General features: G+C 64.4%; 16 protein-coding genes. 5 read left to right on the plus strand and 11 right to left on the minus strand.

What is annotated here, in order from left to right; translation table 11 throughout:
• The first annotated feature begins 163 nt into the window (after positions 1-163).
• Positions 164-574, plus strand: a complete 411-nt coding sequence (locus QZY48_RS32400; RefSeq protein ID WP_366929820.1) for a transposase — start codon at positions 164-166, stop codon at positions 572-574.
• A gap of 408 nt (positions 575-982) precedes the next feature.
• Here the strand turns inward: QZY48_RS32400 and QZY48_RS32405 are convergent, their stop codons facing one another.
• From QZY48_RS32405 to pqqC, 5 genes are all read right to left on the minus strand, one after another.
• A complete protein-coding gene (locus QZY48_RS32405) occupies positions 983-1,609 on the minus strand; it encodes a YajG family lipoprotein (protein ID WP_295438532.1) in 627 nt (208 codons plus the stop codon).
• A gap of 650 nt (positions 1,610-2,259) precedes the next feature.
• Positions 2,260-4,383 carry a glycosyl hydrolase family 57 gene (locus QZY48_RS32410; protein ID WP_295438535.1) on the minus strand — a complete coding sequence of 708 codons (2,124 nt, stop codon included), beginning with the start codon at positions 4,381-4,383 and terminating at the stop codon, positions 2,260-2,262.
• Positions 4,384-4,608: 225 nt separating this feature from the next.
• A complete protein-coding gene (gene pqqE, locus QZY48_RS32415; RefSeq protein WP_295438538.1) occupies positions 4,609-5,760 on the minus strand; it encodes a pyrroloquinoline quinone biosynthesis protein PqqE in 1,152 nt (383 codons plus the stop codon).
• Positions 5,726-6,031 carry a pyrroloquinoline quinone biosynthesis peptide chaperone PqqD gene (pqqD, locus tag QZY48_RS32420; protein WP_295438541.1) on the minus strand — a complete coding sequence of 102 codons (306 nt, stop codon included), beginning with the start codon at positions 6,029-6,031 and terminating at the stop codon, positions 5,726-5,728. Before pqqD ends, pqqE begins: the two co-directional genes overlap by 35 nt.
• Positions 6,028-6,765: a pyrroloquinoline-quinone synthase PqqC gene (gene pqqC / locus QZY48_RS32425; RefSeq protein WP_295438544.1), complete on the minus strand. Its 738-nt coding sequence runs from the start codon at positions 6,763-6,765 to the stop codon at positions 6,028-6,030. Before pqqC ends, pqqD begins: the two co-directional genes overlap by 4 nt.
• Before the next feature lie 121 nt (positions 6,766-6,886).
• On the opposite strand from pqqC, the gene QZY48_RS32430 reads away from it, so the two are divergent.
• Positions 6,887-7,012: a hypothetical protein gene (locus QZY48_RS32430; protein ID WP_295438546.1), complete on the plus strand. Its 126-nt coding sequence runs from the start codon at positions 6,887-6,889 to the stop codon at positions 7,010-7,012.
• Here the strand turns inward: QZY48_RS32430 and pqqB are convergent.
• Together pqqB and pqqA are read right to left on the minus strand one after the other, a co-directional pair.
• Complete coding sequence (gene pqqB, locus QZY48_RS32435; protein WP_295438548.1) at positions 7,009-7,923, minus strand: pyrroloquinoline quinone biosynthesis protein PqqB; 915 nt, start codon at positions 7,921-7,923, stop codon at positions 7,009-7,011. The genes QZY48_RS32430 and pqqB overlap by 4 nt on opposite strands.
• Positions 7,924-8,019: 96 nt before the next feature.
• A complete protein-coding gene (pqqA, locus tag QZY48_RS35175) occupies positions 8,020-8,094 on the minus strand; it encodes a pyrroloquinoline quinone precursor peptide PqqA (RefSeq protein WP_100923330.1) in 75 nt (24 codons plus the stop codon).
• A 566-nt stretch (positions 8,095-8,660) separates the two neighbouring features.
• On the opposite strand from pqqA, the gene QZY48_RS32440 reads away from it, so the two are divergent.
• Positions 8,661-9,464 (plus strand): IPTL-CTERM sorting domain-containing protein, encoded by an 804-nt coding sequence (locus QZY48_RS32440; protein WP_295438550.1) that lies wholly within the window; start codon positions 8,661-8,663, stop codon positions 9,462-9,464.
• A 187-nt stretch (positions 9,465-9,651) separates the two neighbouring features.
• Here QZY48_RS32440 and QZY48_RS32445 read toward each other — a convergent pair whose 3' ends face one another.
• The 4 genes from QZY48_RS32445 to QZY48_RS32460 form a co-directional block, all read right to left on the minus strand.
• Complete coding sequence (locus QZY48_RS32445; RefSeq protein ID WP_295438552.1) at positions 9,652-10,248, minus strand: PQQ-dependent catabolism-associated CXXCW motif protein; 597 nt, start codon at positions 10,246-10,248, stop codon at positions 9,652-9,654.
• 184 nt (positions 10,249-10,432) lie between these two features.
• Positions 10,433-11,305 (minus strand): quinoprotein dehydrogenase-associated putative ABC transporter substrate-binding protein, encoded by an 873-nt coding sequence (locus QZY48_RS32450; RefSeq protein ID WP_295438554.1) that lies wholly within the window; start codon positions 11,303-11,305, stop codon positions 10,433-10,435.
• Between the two features lie 37 nt (positions 11,306-11,342).
• Positions 11,343-11,849 (minus strand): hypothetical protein, encoded by a 507-nt coding sequence (locus QZY48_RS32455; protein WP_295438556.1) that lies wholly within the window; start codon positions 11,847-11,849, stop codon positions 11,343-11,345.
• A 235-nt stretch (positions 11,850-12,084) separates the two neighbouring features.
• On the minus strand, positions 12,085-13,881 hold the full coding sequence (locus QZY48_RS32460; protein ID WP_295438558.1) for a methanol/ethanol family PQQ-dependent dehydrogenase: 1,797 nt from the start codon (positions 13,879-13,881) through the stop codon (positions 12,085-12,087).
• Positions 13,882-14,238: 357 nt separating this feature from the next.
• Here QZY48_RS32460 and pip point away from each other — a divergent pair, with 357 nt between their 5' ends.
• Complete coding sequence (gene pip / locus QZY48_RS32465; protein ID WP_295438561.1) at positions 14,239-15,189, plus strand: prolyl aminopeptidase; 951 nt, start codon at positions 14,239-14,241, stop codon at positions 15,187-15,189.
• Positions 15,190-15,535: 346 nt separating this feature from the next.
• Positions 15,536-15,739 carry a toll/interleukin-1 receptor domain-containing protein gene (locus tag QZY48_RS35180; RefSeq protein ID WP_366929821.1) on the plus strand — a complete coding sequence of 68 codons (204 nt, stop codon included), beginning with the start codon at positions 15,536-15,538 and terminating at the stop codon, positions 15,737-15,739.
• The last annotated feature ends 127 nt before the right edge of the window (positions 15,740-15,866 follow it).

The raw sequence follows: 15,866 nt of genomic DNA on the forward strand, positions 1-15,866 counted from the left end.
CATGTACAACCCAACCTGCTGTCTAGTGATGCGTTTACCCGACATCTGCGCGCCTTCCCGCGGCAAAAAAATGTCCGGCAGCTTACCTCTGACCGGCCAAGATAGTTGTCACTGACCGGTCAAGATAATTGTCACTAAACAACGCGCGGCGCGCGAGCCATGGTTGCTCGTCGCAGCGACCGCTTTGGCCTCTTGGGCGCCGAAGAAGGTGGCGAAGCTGTATCGCCAGCGGATGCAAATCGAGGAGAGCTTCCGCGATATGAAGAGTCAGCACTTCGGCGAGGGACTGGAATGCAGCCGCTCGGACGGCGTCGGTCGCTTTACCGTGCTGGTGCTGATTGCCTCGCTGGCGGCGTTTCTCTTATGGCTGCTCGGTACGGCGGCCGAACGTCTGGAATTGCACCAGCGGCTGCGTCCCGGATCCCGCAAACGCCGCGCCTATTCGCGGCTGTTTCTCGCGCGCCTGTTATTGGTGCTCGATAGCTGTCGCCACCTGCTGGAAGATCTGTTCGCGGCCGTGGGCGACGCCAGCGAGTGGGTGGCAGCCGACCACGACGCATTGCTCGGGGCCTGACGCGGAGCGGCGGAATTTGTGGGGATACCTCAGGGACAGACCACGGTTTACCGTGAAAGTCGCGTAGCGCCGCACGTTACCGCAGCGTCTCAGCGCGGCCGGAGGCCGCTCCCACGCATGCCTTTCATCGTCCCGGGTGGCTGGTCTTCCTGTTATGGCCGTTAGCCAATCAGAGAAATCGTGGTCTGTCCCCGGTTTCTGTCAGAGAAATCGTGGTCTGTCCCCGGTTTCTGTCCCCGGTTTCTCTTCCGGTTTCTCTGCCGGTTTCTCTGTCCCCGGTTTCTCTGTCCCCGGTTTCTCTACGAACGGCCACGCGAGTGGCCCCTCAAGCCCTCCTAATCTGTAGTGCCCCAGCCAAAATGCAAGACCTGCGCTTGCTCCGGGACGATGCGCACGGCGACACCACTATTACCGCTTTCGTGCCGCCGCCGTTCTTGGCGACGTGGACATCAGAGCAGACAAAAACGCCCGATCTTCGACGAGAACTCGTACGCCATTCGCAAGGGCTTTATCAAGCGCGGCTTTGGCGTTTTCGCCCGAGGCGAGCTGTATATTCGGTTCGGTACCTTGAACCATGATCTGCCGTGAATATAGCGAGTCGCCCTTCTTCGATACCACAGTAACCGCCATATTGAGATCGGCAACTGCGTCACCGGCGAAGAAGCCGATTTTGAAATCACTGTAGAAGCGCGTTAGGTCTGCAGCGATACGAACAAGCGCACCATCCGCATCAAACTGAAAGCCCCTTGCACGAAGCTCGTCCTCTATAGCCTTGCGCAGAGTCGCGGCGACATCGTCAGTGGCGATAATTGGCGCCATCTCCATTCCGTATCCGTTCTTCTTAACACTAACCTTACTCTTGTCTTGCCGCAGGTCAGTCACTTTAACATTGACTGATACACCGCTGGCACCGGGGATCTGAGTGAAACCCTGCTGCTGCTTGTACTGAAGTTCAATCTTTTCAGTTGTCAGAGCACACCCCGAGAGACTGACAGCAGCCACACACAGTGCGATACCAAAACATCTCTTGGTCACGATCTTCTTCTCCGGATCAAGTGAAATGGTGGCGCCTGAGCGCCTTAGTCGCAAGGACGCCGGTTGCTCGACAATACATTCATAAGTATACGGCTGTTGCCAGCCTGCCAGGATGATCCATGCTCGGCGACTCCACCCGTGCCCACGCCGTTTCCAGGTTCATCACCTTTACGTGTCCAATTTGAACACCCCGGCCGCGATGGCTAAGCTTCGGCCCTTTTCTTACATTGCCGCAGTGATGAGCACTGATAGGTCCCCCCGCCCCTAACTGTCCTGTCGTCTTAGACAGAAGGCCGTGTTGGGCGAATTAGACAGATTCTGTCGTTTCTGCACTGCAACCGTCCGGGCACCGCCCCCTGCGCGCCCGCCCCCGTGTAGTTCCGACTGAGGTTAGTCCAGGATCTTCAACCCGTCAACCCACGAGGAGAGATTTCCCACGTTGCTGGACCGCTTGGGCAAAACACATTTGCGAGATGAGGGGCCCCGCCAAGGTCGATGCCTGCATTGCGGAGCTACTCCCACTGCGGCCGTCAAGCCACCGACCAAGGCCCCGCCCCTCAAGGCACCGACTGGGCACTCGACCCAAGTGGCCGGAGATCGACGGATCGAGTACGGTGCCGACGTCGCTACCGCACGCATCCGCCGCCCCCTCAGGCCAACCAGATACGCTCCAACGCGCCCCTGGAGACATTGCCGCAGCGGTCCTCGGCCTCGATGTAATAGCGCACATCACCGACCCCGACCGGCAGCTCGGCGGTGAAATAGTGCGCCGTCACCCGCGCGCCGGTATGGGAGTGATAGGGCCCCTGGTTCTGCATAGTGAGGCGGCGTTCTCCGTCTGCTGTGCGCAGCACCAGTTCGACCCGTTTCAAACCGGAACAATCGGCGACGAAGGTGTGGGCGGTGCCTTGCGCTGGCGCATCGCGCAGACAGCCCTGTCCCCAGCGCTTGCCGCCCGGATTCTCCGGCGTGACCCAGGGCGGGAAGATGGTGGGTGCGGCGCCATCGCGGCCGGTGGCGACCAGGGCTTCGATTGCCGGTTTGCTCAGATCGGCGGCCAGGTTGGCCGCGTCGGTGACCTGTTGGTCCCAGATCTGCTGGCCGGTCCAGTACCAGTAGCAACTGGTCTCGGCGGTCAACAGCAGGCGGGTGGCGGCCACCAGTTGCGGATGATCGGGCTCGCAGCATTGCAGCGTATGCACCAGGTCCTGGAAGGCGGTGAGTACGGCCCAGGAGTTGAGATCGGGTGAGTAGGGCTGGTCATAGCGGCTGAACCACTTCATGAATTGCGGGTCGCCATTGTCAGCGCCGGCCCAGGAGCCGGGTTCGATATGGATCACCCGGGCGGGGTCGGGCGGAAAGCGCTGCAGGTAGTCCTCGACGGTGGTGAGCTCGAAGCGGCTGTCCTGGCGCAGCCATTCGACCAGACGGCCGGTGTTGTCCCGGTAATAACTGTCCGCACCGCCGCCGTGATTGTCGCCGTCCGAATGCAGCAGGAAGAAGGGCGGATGGGCGGGGTCGAAGCCGCCGGTCGCGACGATGCGCTCATAGACCTGACCCAGCACGTCCGGATATTGCAGCGCGCCGAAGCCGCCGCGGGCGTCCTCGTTGCCGATGTAGCGTTCGGCCGGAACGGCGACGATCTTGTGCAGTGTGCCGTCCGGGTCCTCATAGCCGACATACTCGGGCCGCAGCAGGCCGGGCGAGATCGGCGAGCCGGCCCAGATGTTGCGCAATTGCAGCCAGTCATCCATCGGCGGATTGACCTGCTCGGCCGCATTGGGCGGCAGCATGCCCTCCGCGAGGCCGGCATAGGGGTAATCGCGACAGGCGCGGGCGCGGTGGATCGAGTCATAGATCACCGCCGTTACCCCGGCCTCCACCAGGGCCGGGATCATGCGCACATGGAAGGCCGTCTCCGGTGGAAACAGGACCCGCGAGGCCTCGACCCCAAAGACCCGCTGGATCAGGTCGCGATGCCAGAGGATCTGGCGCACGATATCCTGGTGCGGGATCAGCGGCATCAGCGGGTGAAAGAAGCCGAAGGCCGAGAAGGCGATGCGCGGGTTGCCCAGTTCGGTGTGCGCCCCGGCCAGCCGGCGCAGCGCCTGGTTCCAGCCGGCGAAGCGCCCGCCGCAGAGTCCCTCCTCGGCGCAGCGATCGAGTTGTTCGATCAGCGAGCCGCTCCAACTGGTCGACAGCCCGGCGTGCGGGAGCCCGCCGTCGATGTATTGCTGCACGGCGGTGGGAATGAAGTCGGTGTAGTTGCCCCCGCGCGAGCCGAAGATCTGGTCCTTCTCGCCGTCCCAGGCAGTGCGGTCAGTCGTATTGTAATACGGCTGGTGCATGTGTTTGTGGATACCGAAATACAGCTTGACCTCGGCGCCATCGCAAAGCGACGCGCGGACCTCTGCCCGCGGGCGCGGCGGATGGATCAGGCGCACCTCGCGACGCTCCTTGATCCAGTCCCCGCCTTGGGCCTGGCCGATGTCGCCGCGGCGACAGCCCTCGACCTGGATGTCGATACGGTCGCCGATGACGGTCCCCGCGGGCACGGCGACCGCATAGGTCCACTCGGCCGGGCCAGCCTGGTCGGCGCGAATGGCGTCGCCGTTGAGCAAGGTCTCCCTTCCTGCCGCGCGCAGGATAATCTGGGGAAAGGGGATCGCGCCGTCCGCGGTGAAGGAAACGGTGAAGGCCGGGTGCTTGCCGCCGGGCTCGCAGTCCAGTTCCAGCGGGCAGTCGATGGCAAGAAAGCGGGTGAAGGTTGTCATCGGTAACCCCTTAGTAACGAGTCAAGAACAAGTTAAACACAACACACTCGTTGTCGTTGTCGTTGTCGTTGTCGTAATCGAAGAAGCGACGCAATTTGGCGCGCGAGAGGATTTGGGGCGCTACGATAACTTCGACAACGACAACGACAACGACAACGACAACGACAACGACGCAACAAGCACCCCTAATGGACTGGTTTAACTCATCAGTGAACCGTTCCTCAGTCAGTCCGGCGACTCGCTCCCCATCTGCCGCTTGGAATTACGGAAGTTGCGGTAGATCAGCGGCGCTGCCGGCCCCGGTCCGGCTGCCGCCGCGTTGATGGCCTGGACTTTCTGCGTCAACTCGGCATGGTGGGGTGACTTGGCACAGACCGGGTCGGCGTTGGCGGGATCACCGGTGAGCAGATAGGCCTGGCAGCGGCAGCCGCCGAAGTCCTTGGCCTGCTCCGGGCAGGTCCGGCACGGCTCCTTCATCCACCCGAAACCGCGGAATTTATTGAAGTCCGGCGACTCGTTCCAGATCCATTCCAGAGCGTGGTCGCGCACGTTGGGGAAGGTGAGGCCCGGCAGCCCGCCGGCGGCGTGGCAGGGGAGCGCGGTGCCGTCCGGGGCGACGGTGAGGAAGATGGCGCCCCAGCCCTTCATGCACGCCTTGGGGCGCTCCTCATAATAGTCCGGGACCACATAGAGTGTCTTCATGCGGCCCTTGAGCTGTTCCTGATAGCGGTGGGCCACGGCCTCGGCATGCTCCACCTGGGCACGGGTCGGGAGCAGTTGGTCCCGGTTCAGCAACGCCCAGCCGTAATACTGGGTGGTCGCCAGCTCCACATAGTCCGCCTTCAGGGCGTGGGCCATGTCCAGGATCTGCTCCACCTGGTCGGTATTGTGGCGGTGCAGGACGAAGCACAGGACCATGGGGTAGCCGTATTGCTTGACCAGGCGCGCCATCTCCAGCTTGTGCTGGAACGAAGCGGTCCCGGCGATGAAGTCGTTGAGCTCCGCGCTGCTCGCCTGGAAGCTGATCTGGATGTGGTCGAGCCCCGCCTCCTTGAAGGCACGGATGCGCGGCTCGTCCATGCCGAGGCCGGAGGTGAGCAGATTGGTATAGAAGCCGAGCGCGTGGGCCGCGGCGATCAACTCCTCCAGGTCCTTGCGCACCAAGGCCTCGCCGCCGGAGAGACCGAGCTGCACGGCGCCCATGGCGCGCGCCTCGCGAAAGACCCTGATCCACTCGTCCGTGCTGAGCTCATTGCGGTAGCGGGCAATATCGAGCGGGTTGGAGCAATAGGGGCATTGCAGCGGGCAGCGATAGGTCAGCTCCGCCAGCAGCCACAGCGGCTTAGGCCGGGGCGTAGTCGATCCATTGGTTGTCATGGGCTTTATCAAGGAATTGGTAGACGTCATTGCTCAGGGTCGCCGCGTCGGGAAAGCGCCCGGCCAGTTCGCCGATGATCGCCGCCACCGATCGTACCCCGTCGCAGCAGTTGAGGATCTCGCCGGCCGGCCCATTGAGCCGGACCATGCCCTCCGGGTAGAGCAGGACCCGGCACCCCTGGGCCTCCTCCCACTGGAGCCGAAACATCGGCGATAGACGCGGCACGTCGTCCGGACCGATGCCGCCCGGCGCCTGCCGGTCGGGGCTCATGGCCGACCCCCGACGTTGTGATAGGGCGGGCGCTTGGCGATATAGGCGATCCACATGCAGTCCAGCATGGTCCAGAGCACATCGAGCTTGAACTGGAGCACCTCGAGCATACGCTCTTGCTGGGCTCGGGTCCGATAGTAGTCGAGCGTGATCGCGAGCCCGTGCTCCACGTCCCGCCTGGCCTCGGCGAGGCGCTTGCGAAAGTAGGCATAGCCCTTGGGCTCGATCCAGGGATAGTGTTCCGGCCAGGAGTCGAGCCGCGCCTGGTGGATAGTCGGGGCAAAGAGTTCGGTCAGGGATGAACTGGCGGCAACCTCCCAGGGCTGGCGGCGGGCGAAGTCGACATAGGCGTCCACCGCGAACCGCACCCCCGGCAACAGGTGGCGGTGGGACAGCAGGTCGTCACGGGTCAGGCCCACCGCCTCACCGAGTTGCAGCCAGGCCTCGATCCCGCCCTCGTCGCCCTGGGTGCCGTCATGGTCGATGATACGCTGCACCCACAGGCGGCGCGCGTCGCGGTCCGGGCAATTGGCCATGATGGCCGCGTCCTTCAGCGGGATGGCGGTCTGGTAGTAGAAGCGATTGGCCACCCAACCCTGGATCACGGGCTGATCCACCTGGCCCGTGTTCATCAGGACATGGAGTTCATGGTGGATATGGTAATAGCGCTCCTTGTCGCGCAGGCGCTGCTCGAATTCGGCCCTGGTCCAGGGCGCGTCCAGGTCTGTAGTCATCGGTGCTCCGCAATTAGGCGCGGCAAGGCGCTAAGTAACCAGTCAAGAACAAGTCAAACACGACACAATCGTTGTCGTTGTCGTTGTCGTTGTCGTTGTCGTTGTCGTAATCGAAGAAGCGATGAAATTTGGGGTGCGAGAGAAGCCAGGGCGCTACGATAACCTCGATTACGACAACGACGCTGAAAGCAATCCCGAATGGACTTCCCTAAGGGACGTGTTTGACTTATTAGTGAACCGTTCCTAAAGCTCGATGGTCATGCCATCATAGGCTACCTCGATCCCGGCCGCCTCCAAGGCGTGCCGCTCGGGGCTGTCCTCGTCCAGGATCGGATTGGTGTTGTTGATGTGGATCAGGACCTTGCGCGGCCTGGTGAGGCGACCCAGGTGCTCCATGATACCACCGCGGCCGGACTGATCCAGGTGCCCCATGGCGCTGCCGGGCTTGTCGCCGATGCCGGAGCGGATCATCTCGTCGTCGGTCCACAGGGTCCCGTCCACCAGCAGGCAATCGGCCTCCTGCATATAGGTGAGGACCTCATCGTCGATCCGGCCCAGGCCCGGGGCATAGAAGAGGGTCCCGTGGGTGCGTTCGTCACGCACCCGTACCCCGATGTTGTCGCCCGGGACCGTATTGTGACGGTGCGGTGAGTAGGGGGGCGCCTCGCTCTTCAGGGGTACGGCGGTAAAGGTCAGCCCTGTGGCCCCGGGGATGGCGAAGTCGGAGCGGTCGGTCAGGACCTCGTGCCAGTTGACCCCGCGAAAGTGTGCCAGGATATTGAAGATGGGGAAGCCGCTGCTGAGATCCTGCGCGACCGCCGTGGTGCAATAGATATCCCAGGGCGCAGTGTGCTCGCGCAACATCAGCAGGCCCGTGGTATGGTCGATTTGCGCGTCTACCAGCAGGATGGCGCGGATGGCGGTATCGCGCACCTGGCGGCCCGGCTGCAGGGCCGGAAATGACTCCAATTGGGCGCGGATGTCGGGCGAGGCATTGAAAAGAACCCAGTCGCCACCGTCGGCGCTGACCGCGATCGAGGACTGGGTGCGCGGCGTCGCCCGTATGAGTCCGGCACGGACCCCTGAGCAGTTGGGGCAGTTGCAGTTCCATTGCGGGAAGCCGCCGCCGGCACCGGAACCCAGGACGCGGATATGCATAGGCAGACGGCCGGCGGTGCGGTGGGGGATTGACCGGAGTTCGGTACTCGGGGAAGGGCCCCGGGGGTCCCCCGGGGCCAGGTCGTCGCGGGCGATCTACCGGTTGTTGATATACAGGTTGATCTCAAAGCCCAGACGCAGATCTTCGTAAGCGGGGGTTGACCAGGTCATGTCGGCGCTCGCCTCTTGAAAGTTGGTTGGTTGGCTGAAATCCGCGGCCGACCCGAGGGGGGCGACCGACCAAATCCTGCTCCCGGTTGTGAGATGGGGGGCGCGAGGTTGGTTGAACTAGAGATCAGCAAAGGGCGTGCCAGCCGGTTCTGGTCGGGCAAACCCCAGGTCCACGCTTGGTTTCAGCGGCCCCCGCGATCCGTGCGGGAGCGGCGGCGCTGTGCCCTGTGTCAGGGTTGGGACACCCTGCGTCCGGTTGCGACAGGCCTGACCAGGGGCCGGAACCGGCGGCACGCCTGCCGGCCCGCCGACAACAAGCAAGACTTTGACAAGGCGATAGTGTTGGTCTATTTTACTTTGGCATCTCGTCGAAGAACATGATTCAGTGCGCGAATGTCGCGATCGTTGAAGAAATGAAGGGATGATGGAGACGAAGAGCAGAAACGCCCCCCTGAATCGCGTTCGGGGCGCATTGCCGCTGGACGGGGCACTGGCTCCAGGGTTCGAGCGCGTTGCGAGATGCAACGAGTTGTCTTATTTCGATCAATGACTTGGGAGGTATCGTGGTGACTATCGAAAGGCTCATACGCGCCGTCGTGCTTGGTGGCGCCTTACTGTTCACGGCGGCAGCGGCGCAGGCGCTCCCGCGATTGCTGATCGTCGCTGCGGACTCCGATCCGCCGACGGCGCAGATGACGGCGAGCGGTCAGTTCGAGTCCGTTGCCGTGTTTGACGCGATAACGGGCACGCCGACACTCGCCCAGTTGCTGCAGTATGACGTCATCCTCGCATACAGCAATTCGAGTCCGCAGGATCCGGTCGCCCTTGGCAATGTGCTGGCCGATGCCGTCGATGCCGGTCGGGTCGTGACCGTCGCAACCTATGGTATGAGCCAGCCCTGGGCGATCACCGGCCGCATACAGACCGCCGGCTATAACCCCTTGGGCATCGCGACCAACGGACTCGTGAGTGGATCATTGACGGCCGTAGTGCCCACGGACCCAATCTTCAACGGCGTGGCCTTGGGTTCGGTGAGCTATTTCTTTAACAGTAACTTCGCACATCCCACCCTCGTCCCCGGCGCGACGCTGCTCGCCACTGATGGCGCGGGAATCAACATGATCGCCCGTAGCGCCAGCGGACGCGTGACCGGCATGAACCTGTTTCCGAGTGTTGAGACCGAAAATAACGCCGAGTTCTTCAGGCTGGTGGCGAACGTCGTGTCGAGCTCGCGCGGCCCCGTCAGTTCCTCTTCCATTCCTATTCCGACACTCTCCCAGTGGAGCTTGATCCTGATGGCCCTGTCCATCGTCGGTATCGCGGCCTGCTCGCCGCGGCTGCGCGGCGCAGCATGCCTGCTGGCTGCCTGACCTCGCTGAACCCCGGTCGAGCTCAATTCCGTCAAGTTGAGCGCGGCCGGTTCCGACGCGTAAGCAGGGGAGCTAAAGCGGGCGCTCCACGTCCAATATCGAGACGGGACGCGGAGCGCCCGCACGGCGTTCCCACGCTGGAGCGTGGGAACGAGAGACGGCGCCAGCCCGGGCCGGTGCGGGGCGGCTACTCCCGCCTCGCCGGCCTGCGCGTCTCCAGCGGCAATCCCGCCGCCTCCCACCCGGTGGTGCCCTCGGGGTACCAGTAGACCGCGGTGTAGCCCGCGGCGGCGATCCGTTTGGCGGCGTTCCAGGACATCCAGCAGTCGGCGCGGCAATAGACGATCAGCCGCCGGGCGTGGTCGCCGCCGGTCAGGCGCAGCAGGTTTTGCCGCAGGTACTCGGCCAGGTCGTCGGAGAGGCTGCCATAGCCGACGTTGGGGAGCCAGGTGGAGCCCGGGATGTTGCGGTGGGGCGGCGGCAGCCAGCGCTCGTTGTCGCCCAGGCCGACGGGCATGGGGGGTGCGGGCAGGACATCGATCAGAACGGCATCGCCGGCGGCGATCATGGCCTGGACCTCTGCGGTACCGACCGTGGCCGCTCCGGGAACGCTTTGCGGTACCGGCGCGACGAAGGCGTCGATACGATAGCCTTCGGGGTTGAACAGTGGGGCTGGCTCCGCGGCGCGGGGGTTGGCCATGAGGGCGAGCAGACAGGCCAGCGCAATGATGCGGCGCCGGGGCCTGGGGTCAGACGGACACCGGGTAGAGGGTGGGCAAGGCATGTCAGATCTCGACTTGGAAGGAGAGTGAGTCAGCGAGACAGGCGAGTGGCAGCAGCGGGTCGCTATCGCGTTCAATCCGACGCCTCGTCGCGGCTGAAGCCGCTCCCACAGCGTCGCTACGCAACCATTAGGGTGAAGCCGCGACCAGCGGTGCGGGATGCCTGGGCGGCTTGCGCAACGGTGATCACGGGGCTATCAGTTGGTCGTGGTTGTCGAGCAAGGGTACGCCGTAGCCCTGCAGGATGGTCTGGATCTGCGGGGCGAGGCGTTCCAGCAACGCGTTCAATTCGTGCTTCCAGACGGTCTCGCGGGGGCGGATGCCCAGCGAGACGCTGAAGGCCAGCGGTATTCCGTCCTGTTGCGCCGGGAGCGGGACCAGGGTGAGCGGCACCGGTTGTTGGCGCGCGGCATAACCCGCGATGGGACCCCAGATGACGGCCAGATCGAGTTCACCCCGGGCGACATCGTTCACCGCGTCCCGCGCCGGGGCATAGCGGCGGGTGTCGACCGCCCTTTCATAGGAACGCGTCTGCCCGAGCAGGCCATAGCGCGTGAGCAGGCTGACCGGCGGGGTGCCGGCTACCACGCCGATCCGCAGCCCCTTGACGGCGGGGTCGTCGAGCCCCTTGAGCGTGAGGCCGGCGTCGGCCCGATAGACCAGGGTATAGACGGACCGGTAATAGGGGTTGGTGTTCTGCACCAGGTCATTGACCGTGCTGATCCCCATGATCACATCGCACAGTCGGGTCTGGAGCGTGTTGCGGATGAAGCCGACACTCTGGGGCCACCAACGGTAATGCAGGCTGCGGTTGAGTTCGCCGGCGATCAGCACGGCGATCTTATTCTCGAAGCCCTCGAGTTGCTCGTTGGAGAAGGGGAGATTGTTGGGGTCCCCGCAGACCGTCAGATAGCGGCCGGCGCGCGCCTCGTGGTCCGTGGCCCCCTGGGAACCAGGGCTGGCGGCGAGGGCGGCCAGCAGTGCCAGGCCGGGCAACCACCAGTGGACACCAGTCGGGCCGCGCTGCGGCAAGGTCCAGGCCCCGTCGCTGTGGCTCATCCGGCGTGTCCCGGTCGGCAAGCCGTCGGCATCGGGTCTAGCCCTTCGGTGCCGGCGCGGGTGCTGGTGTGGGTGCCGCGGCGGCCGGCGTGGCCGGTTTCACCTTGGGGAAGTTCTCCGGGCGGCCGACGCCGACGGCATTGTCGGAGCGCGCCTTCAGGTAGGCATAGATATCGCTCATATGGGGCAGCACGTTCTGGTTGCTCGCAAAGGAGGGCATGACCCGGTTGTCGAGTCCCGTGCGGCCCTGGATGACGACGGTCACGAATTGGTCGAAGCTCAATACCGTCATGGACGTCATCAGGGCCGGGGCATAGGAACTGCCCATGCCGGCCGGGCCGTGGCAGACGTGGCACTCGGAGTGGTAGCGGCGAAAGCCGTTATAGGTCCCGTAGTCGACCTTGCCGTCCTGCACGAAATAGGGGTGTTCGGCGGAGAATTTGAATGACTGGTAATCGGCCGCGGGCTCGGCGCAGAGCCCGGCGGTACCCGTGAGTGCGATCGTGATCAGGAGCCCGGTCGCCGCGACCTTCCTGTTACCCATGGTGTATCTCGCTACTGGAAAGAGCAAGCGGTCCGTGAAAAACGCGAATGAATGCGAACAACAGACAACGAGTGACCGCCTGGTAGGGGGTCACTTCGGGCGACCATCTGGCTGCCATTGTCTCTTAGAATCATTTCGCGCGGTTCACGGACTGATTGCCGGATTGCGGATAAAGCATTCGCCCTTAATCTGAATGAACCCTGTGCCTGGCCCCGGCGGGGCCAGGAACAGGGTATCAGTTCGGTAGCTCGAACACCGTCAGTTGGCCGCCTAATTGGGTGTAATCGCCCAGGGCGGCGTAGGCACCGACGGCACCCAGGCCGGCGGTGGATTCGGTCAGGCCGGCGGCCATCCCGATCCCGGCCCAGCCGCCCAGGCCGGACAGTAACGCGACGTACTGCTTGCCCTTGTGGGTGTAGGTGTTGATGTTGCCGATGATGCCCGACGGGGTCTTGAACTTGTAAAGCTCCTTACCCGTCTTGGCGTCGACCGCCTTCAGGTAGCCTTCCAGGGTGCCGTAGAACACTACGTCACCGCCGGTGGCGAGCGCACCGCTCCACACCGAGAACTGCTCCGGGTTAGACCAGACAATCTTGCCCTGGTTGGCATCCCAGGCGATGAAGTTGCCCAGGTTGGTGCCGCCGGGGGCGGGGTACATGCTGAGCGTGGCGCCGACATAGGGTTGGCCGGCGGTATAGGCCACCTTGAAGGGCTCATAGTCCATGCAGACGTGGTTGGTCGGGACATAGAAGAGCCCGGTGCGCGGGGAGTAGGAGGCCGGCTGCTGGTCCTTGGTGCCCAGGGCGGCCGGGCAGATGCCCTTGGTGTTGACGTCCTCGCCGTTGCGGCCGGTGGAGAATTCCGCCACCGTCTGCGGGCGGCCGGTCTTCATGTCGATACCGGTGGCCCAGTTCACCGCCGGGTCGAACTTCTCGGCGACCAGCAGTTCGCCGGTGACCCGGTCGAGGGTATAGCCGAAGCCGTTGCGGTCCAGGTGGACCAGGGCCTTGCGGGGTTTGCCCTGGATCTCCTTGTCGACCAGGATCATCTCATTGACGCCGTCATAGTCCCACTCGTCGTGGGGGGTCATCTGATAGACCCACTTGGCCATACCGGTATCCGCATCGCGCGCCCAGATGGTCATGGACCAGCGGTTGTCGCCCGGACGCTGGGACGGGTTCCAGGTGCTGGGGTTGCCGGAGCCGTAGTAGATCAGGTTCAGCGCCGGGTCATAGGAGTACCAGCCCCAGGTGGTGCCGCCGCCGATCTTCCACTGGTCGCCCTCCCAGGTGGCGGTGCCGGAGTCCTTGCCCACCGGCTTGCCCAGATGGGTGGTCTTCTGCGGGTCCATCAGGGTGTCGGCGTCCGGGCCCATGGAATAGCCGCGCCACACCAGCTTGCCGTCGTTGATGTTGTAGGCGGTGAGATAGCCGCGCACACCGAACTCGCCGCCGCTGACGCCCACATAGACCTTGTCCTTCACGACCATGGGGGCGGAGGTGCCGGTGGCACCCTTGGCCGGGTCGCCGTTCTGCACCGACCAGAGCTTGGCGCCGGTCTTGGCATCGAGCGCGACCAGGGTGGTGTCGGCCTGATGCAGGAAGATCTTGCCGTCGGCATAGGCGACCCCGCGATTGACGGTGTCGCAGCACATCACCGGGATGACGCTGGTGTCCTGGCGCGGCTCGTATTTCCAGAGGATCTTGCCCTCGTTGTTCAGATCGAGGGCGAAGACCTTATTGGGGAAAGGGGTGTGGACATACATGATGTCGCCGACCACCAGGGGGCCGCCCTCATGGCCGCGCAGGACGCCGGTGGAGAAGGTCCAGGCGACCTTGAGATCCTTGACGTTGGCGGCCGTGATCTGATCCAGCGCGCTGTAGCGGGTGCTCGCATAGTTGCCGTTCTGCATCACCCACTGGTTGGGGTCTTTCTGCAGATCAAGGAGGCCGGGGTTGGCGAAACCGGTGCTGGTGAAGGTGACGGCGGCGGTGACGGCAGCCGCCAGGATGGAACGCTTCGCTGGTTGCATGTTTCCAAGACCTCCTCGATCTTTGAGTTTGTTGAAGGGATGGCGTGCCGCGTTCGCCAGGGCCTGGGGTCGCGGGTTGGTCGCAACCTGCGGATGGCGTCGCTCCCTTCGGCTGGGGGTGCGGCTGGCGGTTACGTCGCCCTTGCCATTCAGCAATTGTTATGCCACAGAGACCGCCGTCGGCCCTGGCCGTCCCTCGGCGGGCCGGGGTGGGACCAGTGCCGGGTTCGCCGCGTCCGGTCAGGTGCCGCGTCCGGCCGCGGGGCCGTGCCGGGCAGTGGTGCGTGGAGCGTGGCGTGTCACGCCTGTGTCACTGATGAAACACTGCGTCCGAGCAACCGATTGGGGGCCAATGCCATGAATGCGCTCTATCCGCCGCTCGCGCCCTACGCGATCCACGCGTTGGACGTCGGCGCCGGGCACCGGCTCTATGTCGAGGAGTGCGGCGAGCCCGCCGGGGTCCCGGTCGTCTTTCTCCACGGTGGGCCTGGGTCCGGGTGCGGGCCGGAGCACCGGCGCTATTTCGACCCCGGCTACTACCGCATCCTGCTCGTCGATCAGCGCGGCAGCGGGCGCTCGACCCCGGTCGGCGGCACCGCGGCCAACACTACCCGCGACCTGGTGGCGGACCTGGAACGGGTCCGCGCCGCCTTGGGCATCGAGCGCTGGCTCCTGTTCGGCGGCTCCTGGGGTGCGACCCTGGCCCTGGTCTATGCGCAGACCCATCCCGCGGCGGTCCTGGGCCTGGTCCTGCGCGGGACCTTCCTGGCAAGAGCGCGGAACCTGGAGTGGTTCTTCGGGCCGGACGGGGTGGCGCGGCTGCTGCCGGGGCCCTGGCGGGTCTTTCAGGAGGGCGTGCCGCCGGCCGCAAGGGCGGACCTGATCGCCGGCTATTACGCCGCGGTGCACGGCGCAGACCCGGGCCTGGCCGCGACGGCCGCCCTGGCCTGGTCCGCGTGGGCGGACCAGGTGAGTTCCTGGGGGCGCGCGGCGGCGCCCGCGGCCGGGGCGGCGGCCGGACCGGTACTCAGCAAGGTGCGCATCGAGACCCACTATGCGCGACACGGCTATTTCCTGGAAGACAATGAGATCCTGCGGCGCGCCGGGCGGCTGCCGGCGGTACCCTTGATCATCGTGCACGGACTCCGCGATCTGGTGTGCCCACTGGAGGGCGCCTGGGCCCTGCACCAGGCGGTGCCGGGCTCGCGTCTGGTGGTGGTGGAGGAGACCGGGCACCTGATCGCGGAGCCGGGGATGATCGACGCGCTGGTCGGGGAGACCGATCGGCTACGGTCGGTGTTCGGCTGAGTTCGCTCCCGGAGTCTGCGCGCGAGATTGTAGATACAGGTTACCGTGAAAGTCGCGCAGTGCCGCGGGGGACCCTCAGCACCAGAGAATCCCCGCCCGTGGCTGGGCATCAAGGCGCCGCCCATCGTCCGGGACAGACCGCCCGCGGCCTGCGCTGACGCCCGCCGAATATTCGGAAAATAGTCTACACTTCGTCCTTAATAGCCCGCTGACCAGCCCCATGGCGCCCCGTTTGGTGCCGCACCGGGCGTTGCGCGTGCGCTGAAGCGCGGGCCGGCACGGATCGGCGACCCGGGCTCCAAGAACTATCCGAATAGATGCCTCGCCGGAGCACCAGAAGTAGAATATGACAGATGACGCCAAGTTCGACTGTTTCCTGAGTCACAATAGCAACGACAAGCACACAGCACGGACGATTAAGTCACTACTCGCCCAAAGAGGCTTGGCCGCCTGGATTGACGAAGATGAACTTCCTCCAGGAACAAAGTGGCAAAACGGTCTTTCCATTGCCATCCGCCAGCAGCGGGAACTCCGGGGGCAGCTGACTTAATTCGAGCAATGCCGGGGAGAGTTTACTTAATTGGAGCCGAAAGACTCAGGAAAGCCTTGGTCACCGTTCCGCCTCGCGGCACGCGGTTCGCACAGCGGACCCTACGGGCACGGAGCCGGCCCGTAGG

The sequence above is a fragment of the uncultured Thiodictyon sp. genome (assembly GCF_903828115.1).
Taxonomy (GTDB): domain Bacteria; phylum Pseudomonadota; class Gammaproteobacteria; order Chromatiales; family Chromatiaceae; genus Thiodictyon.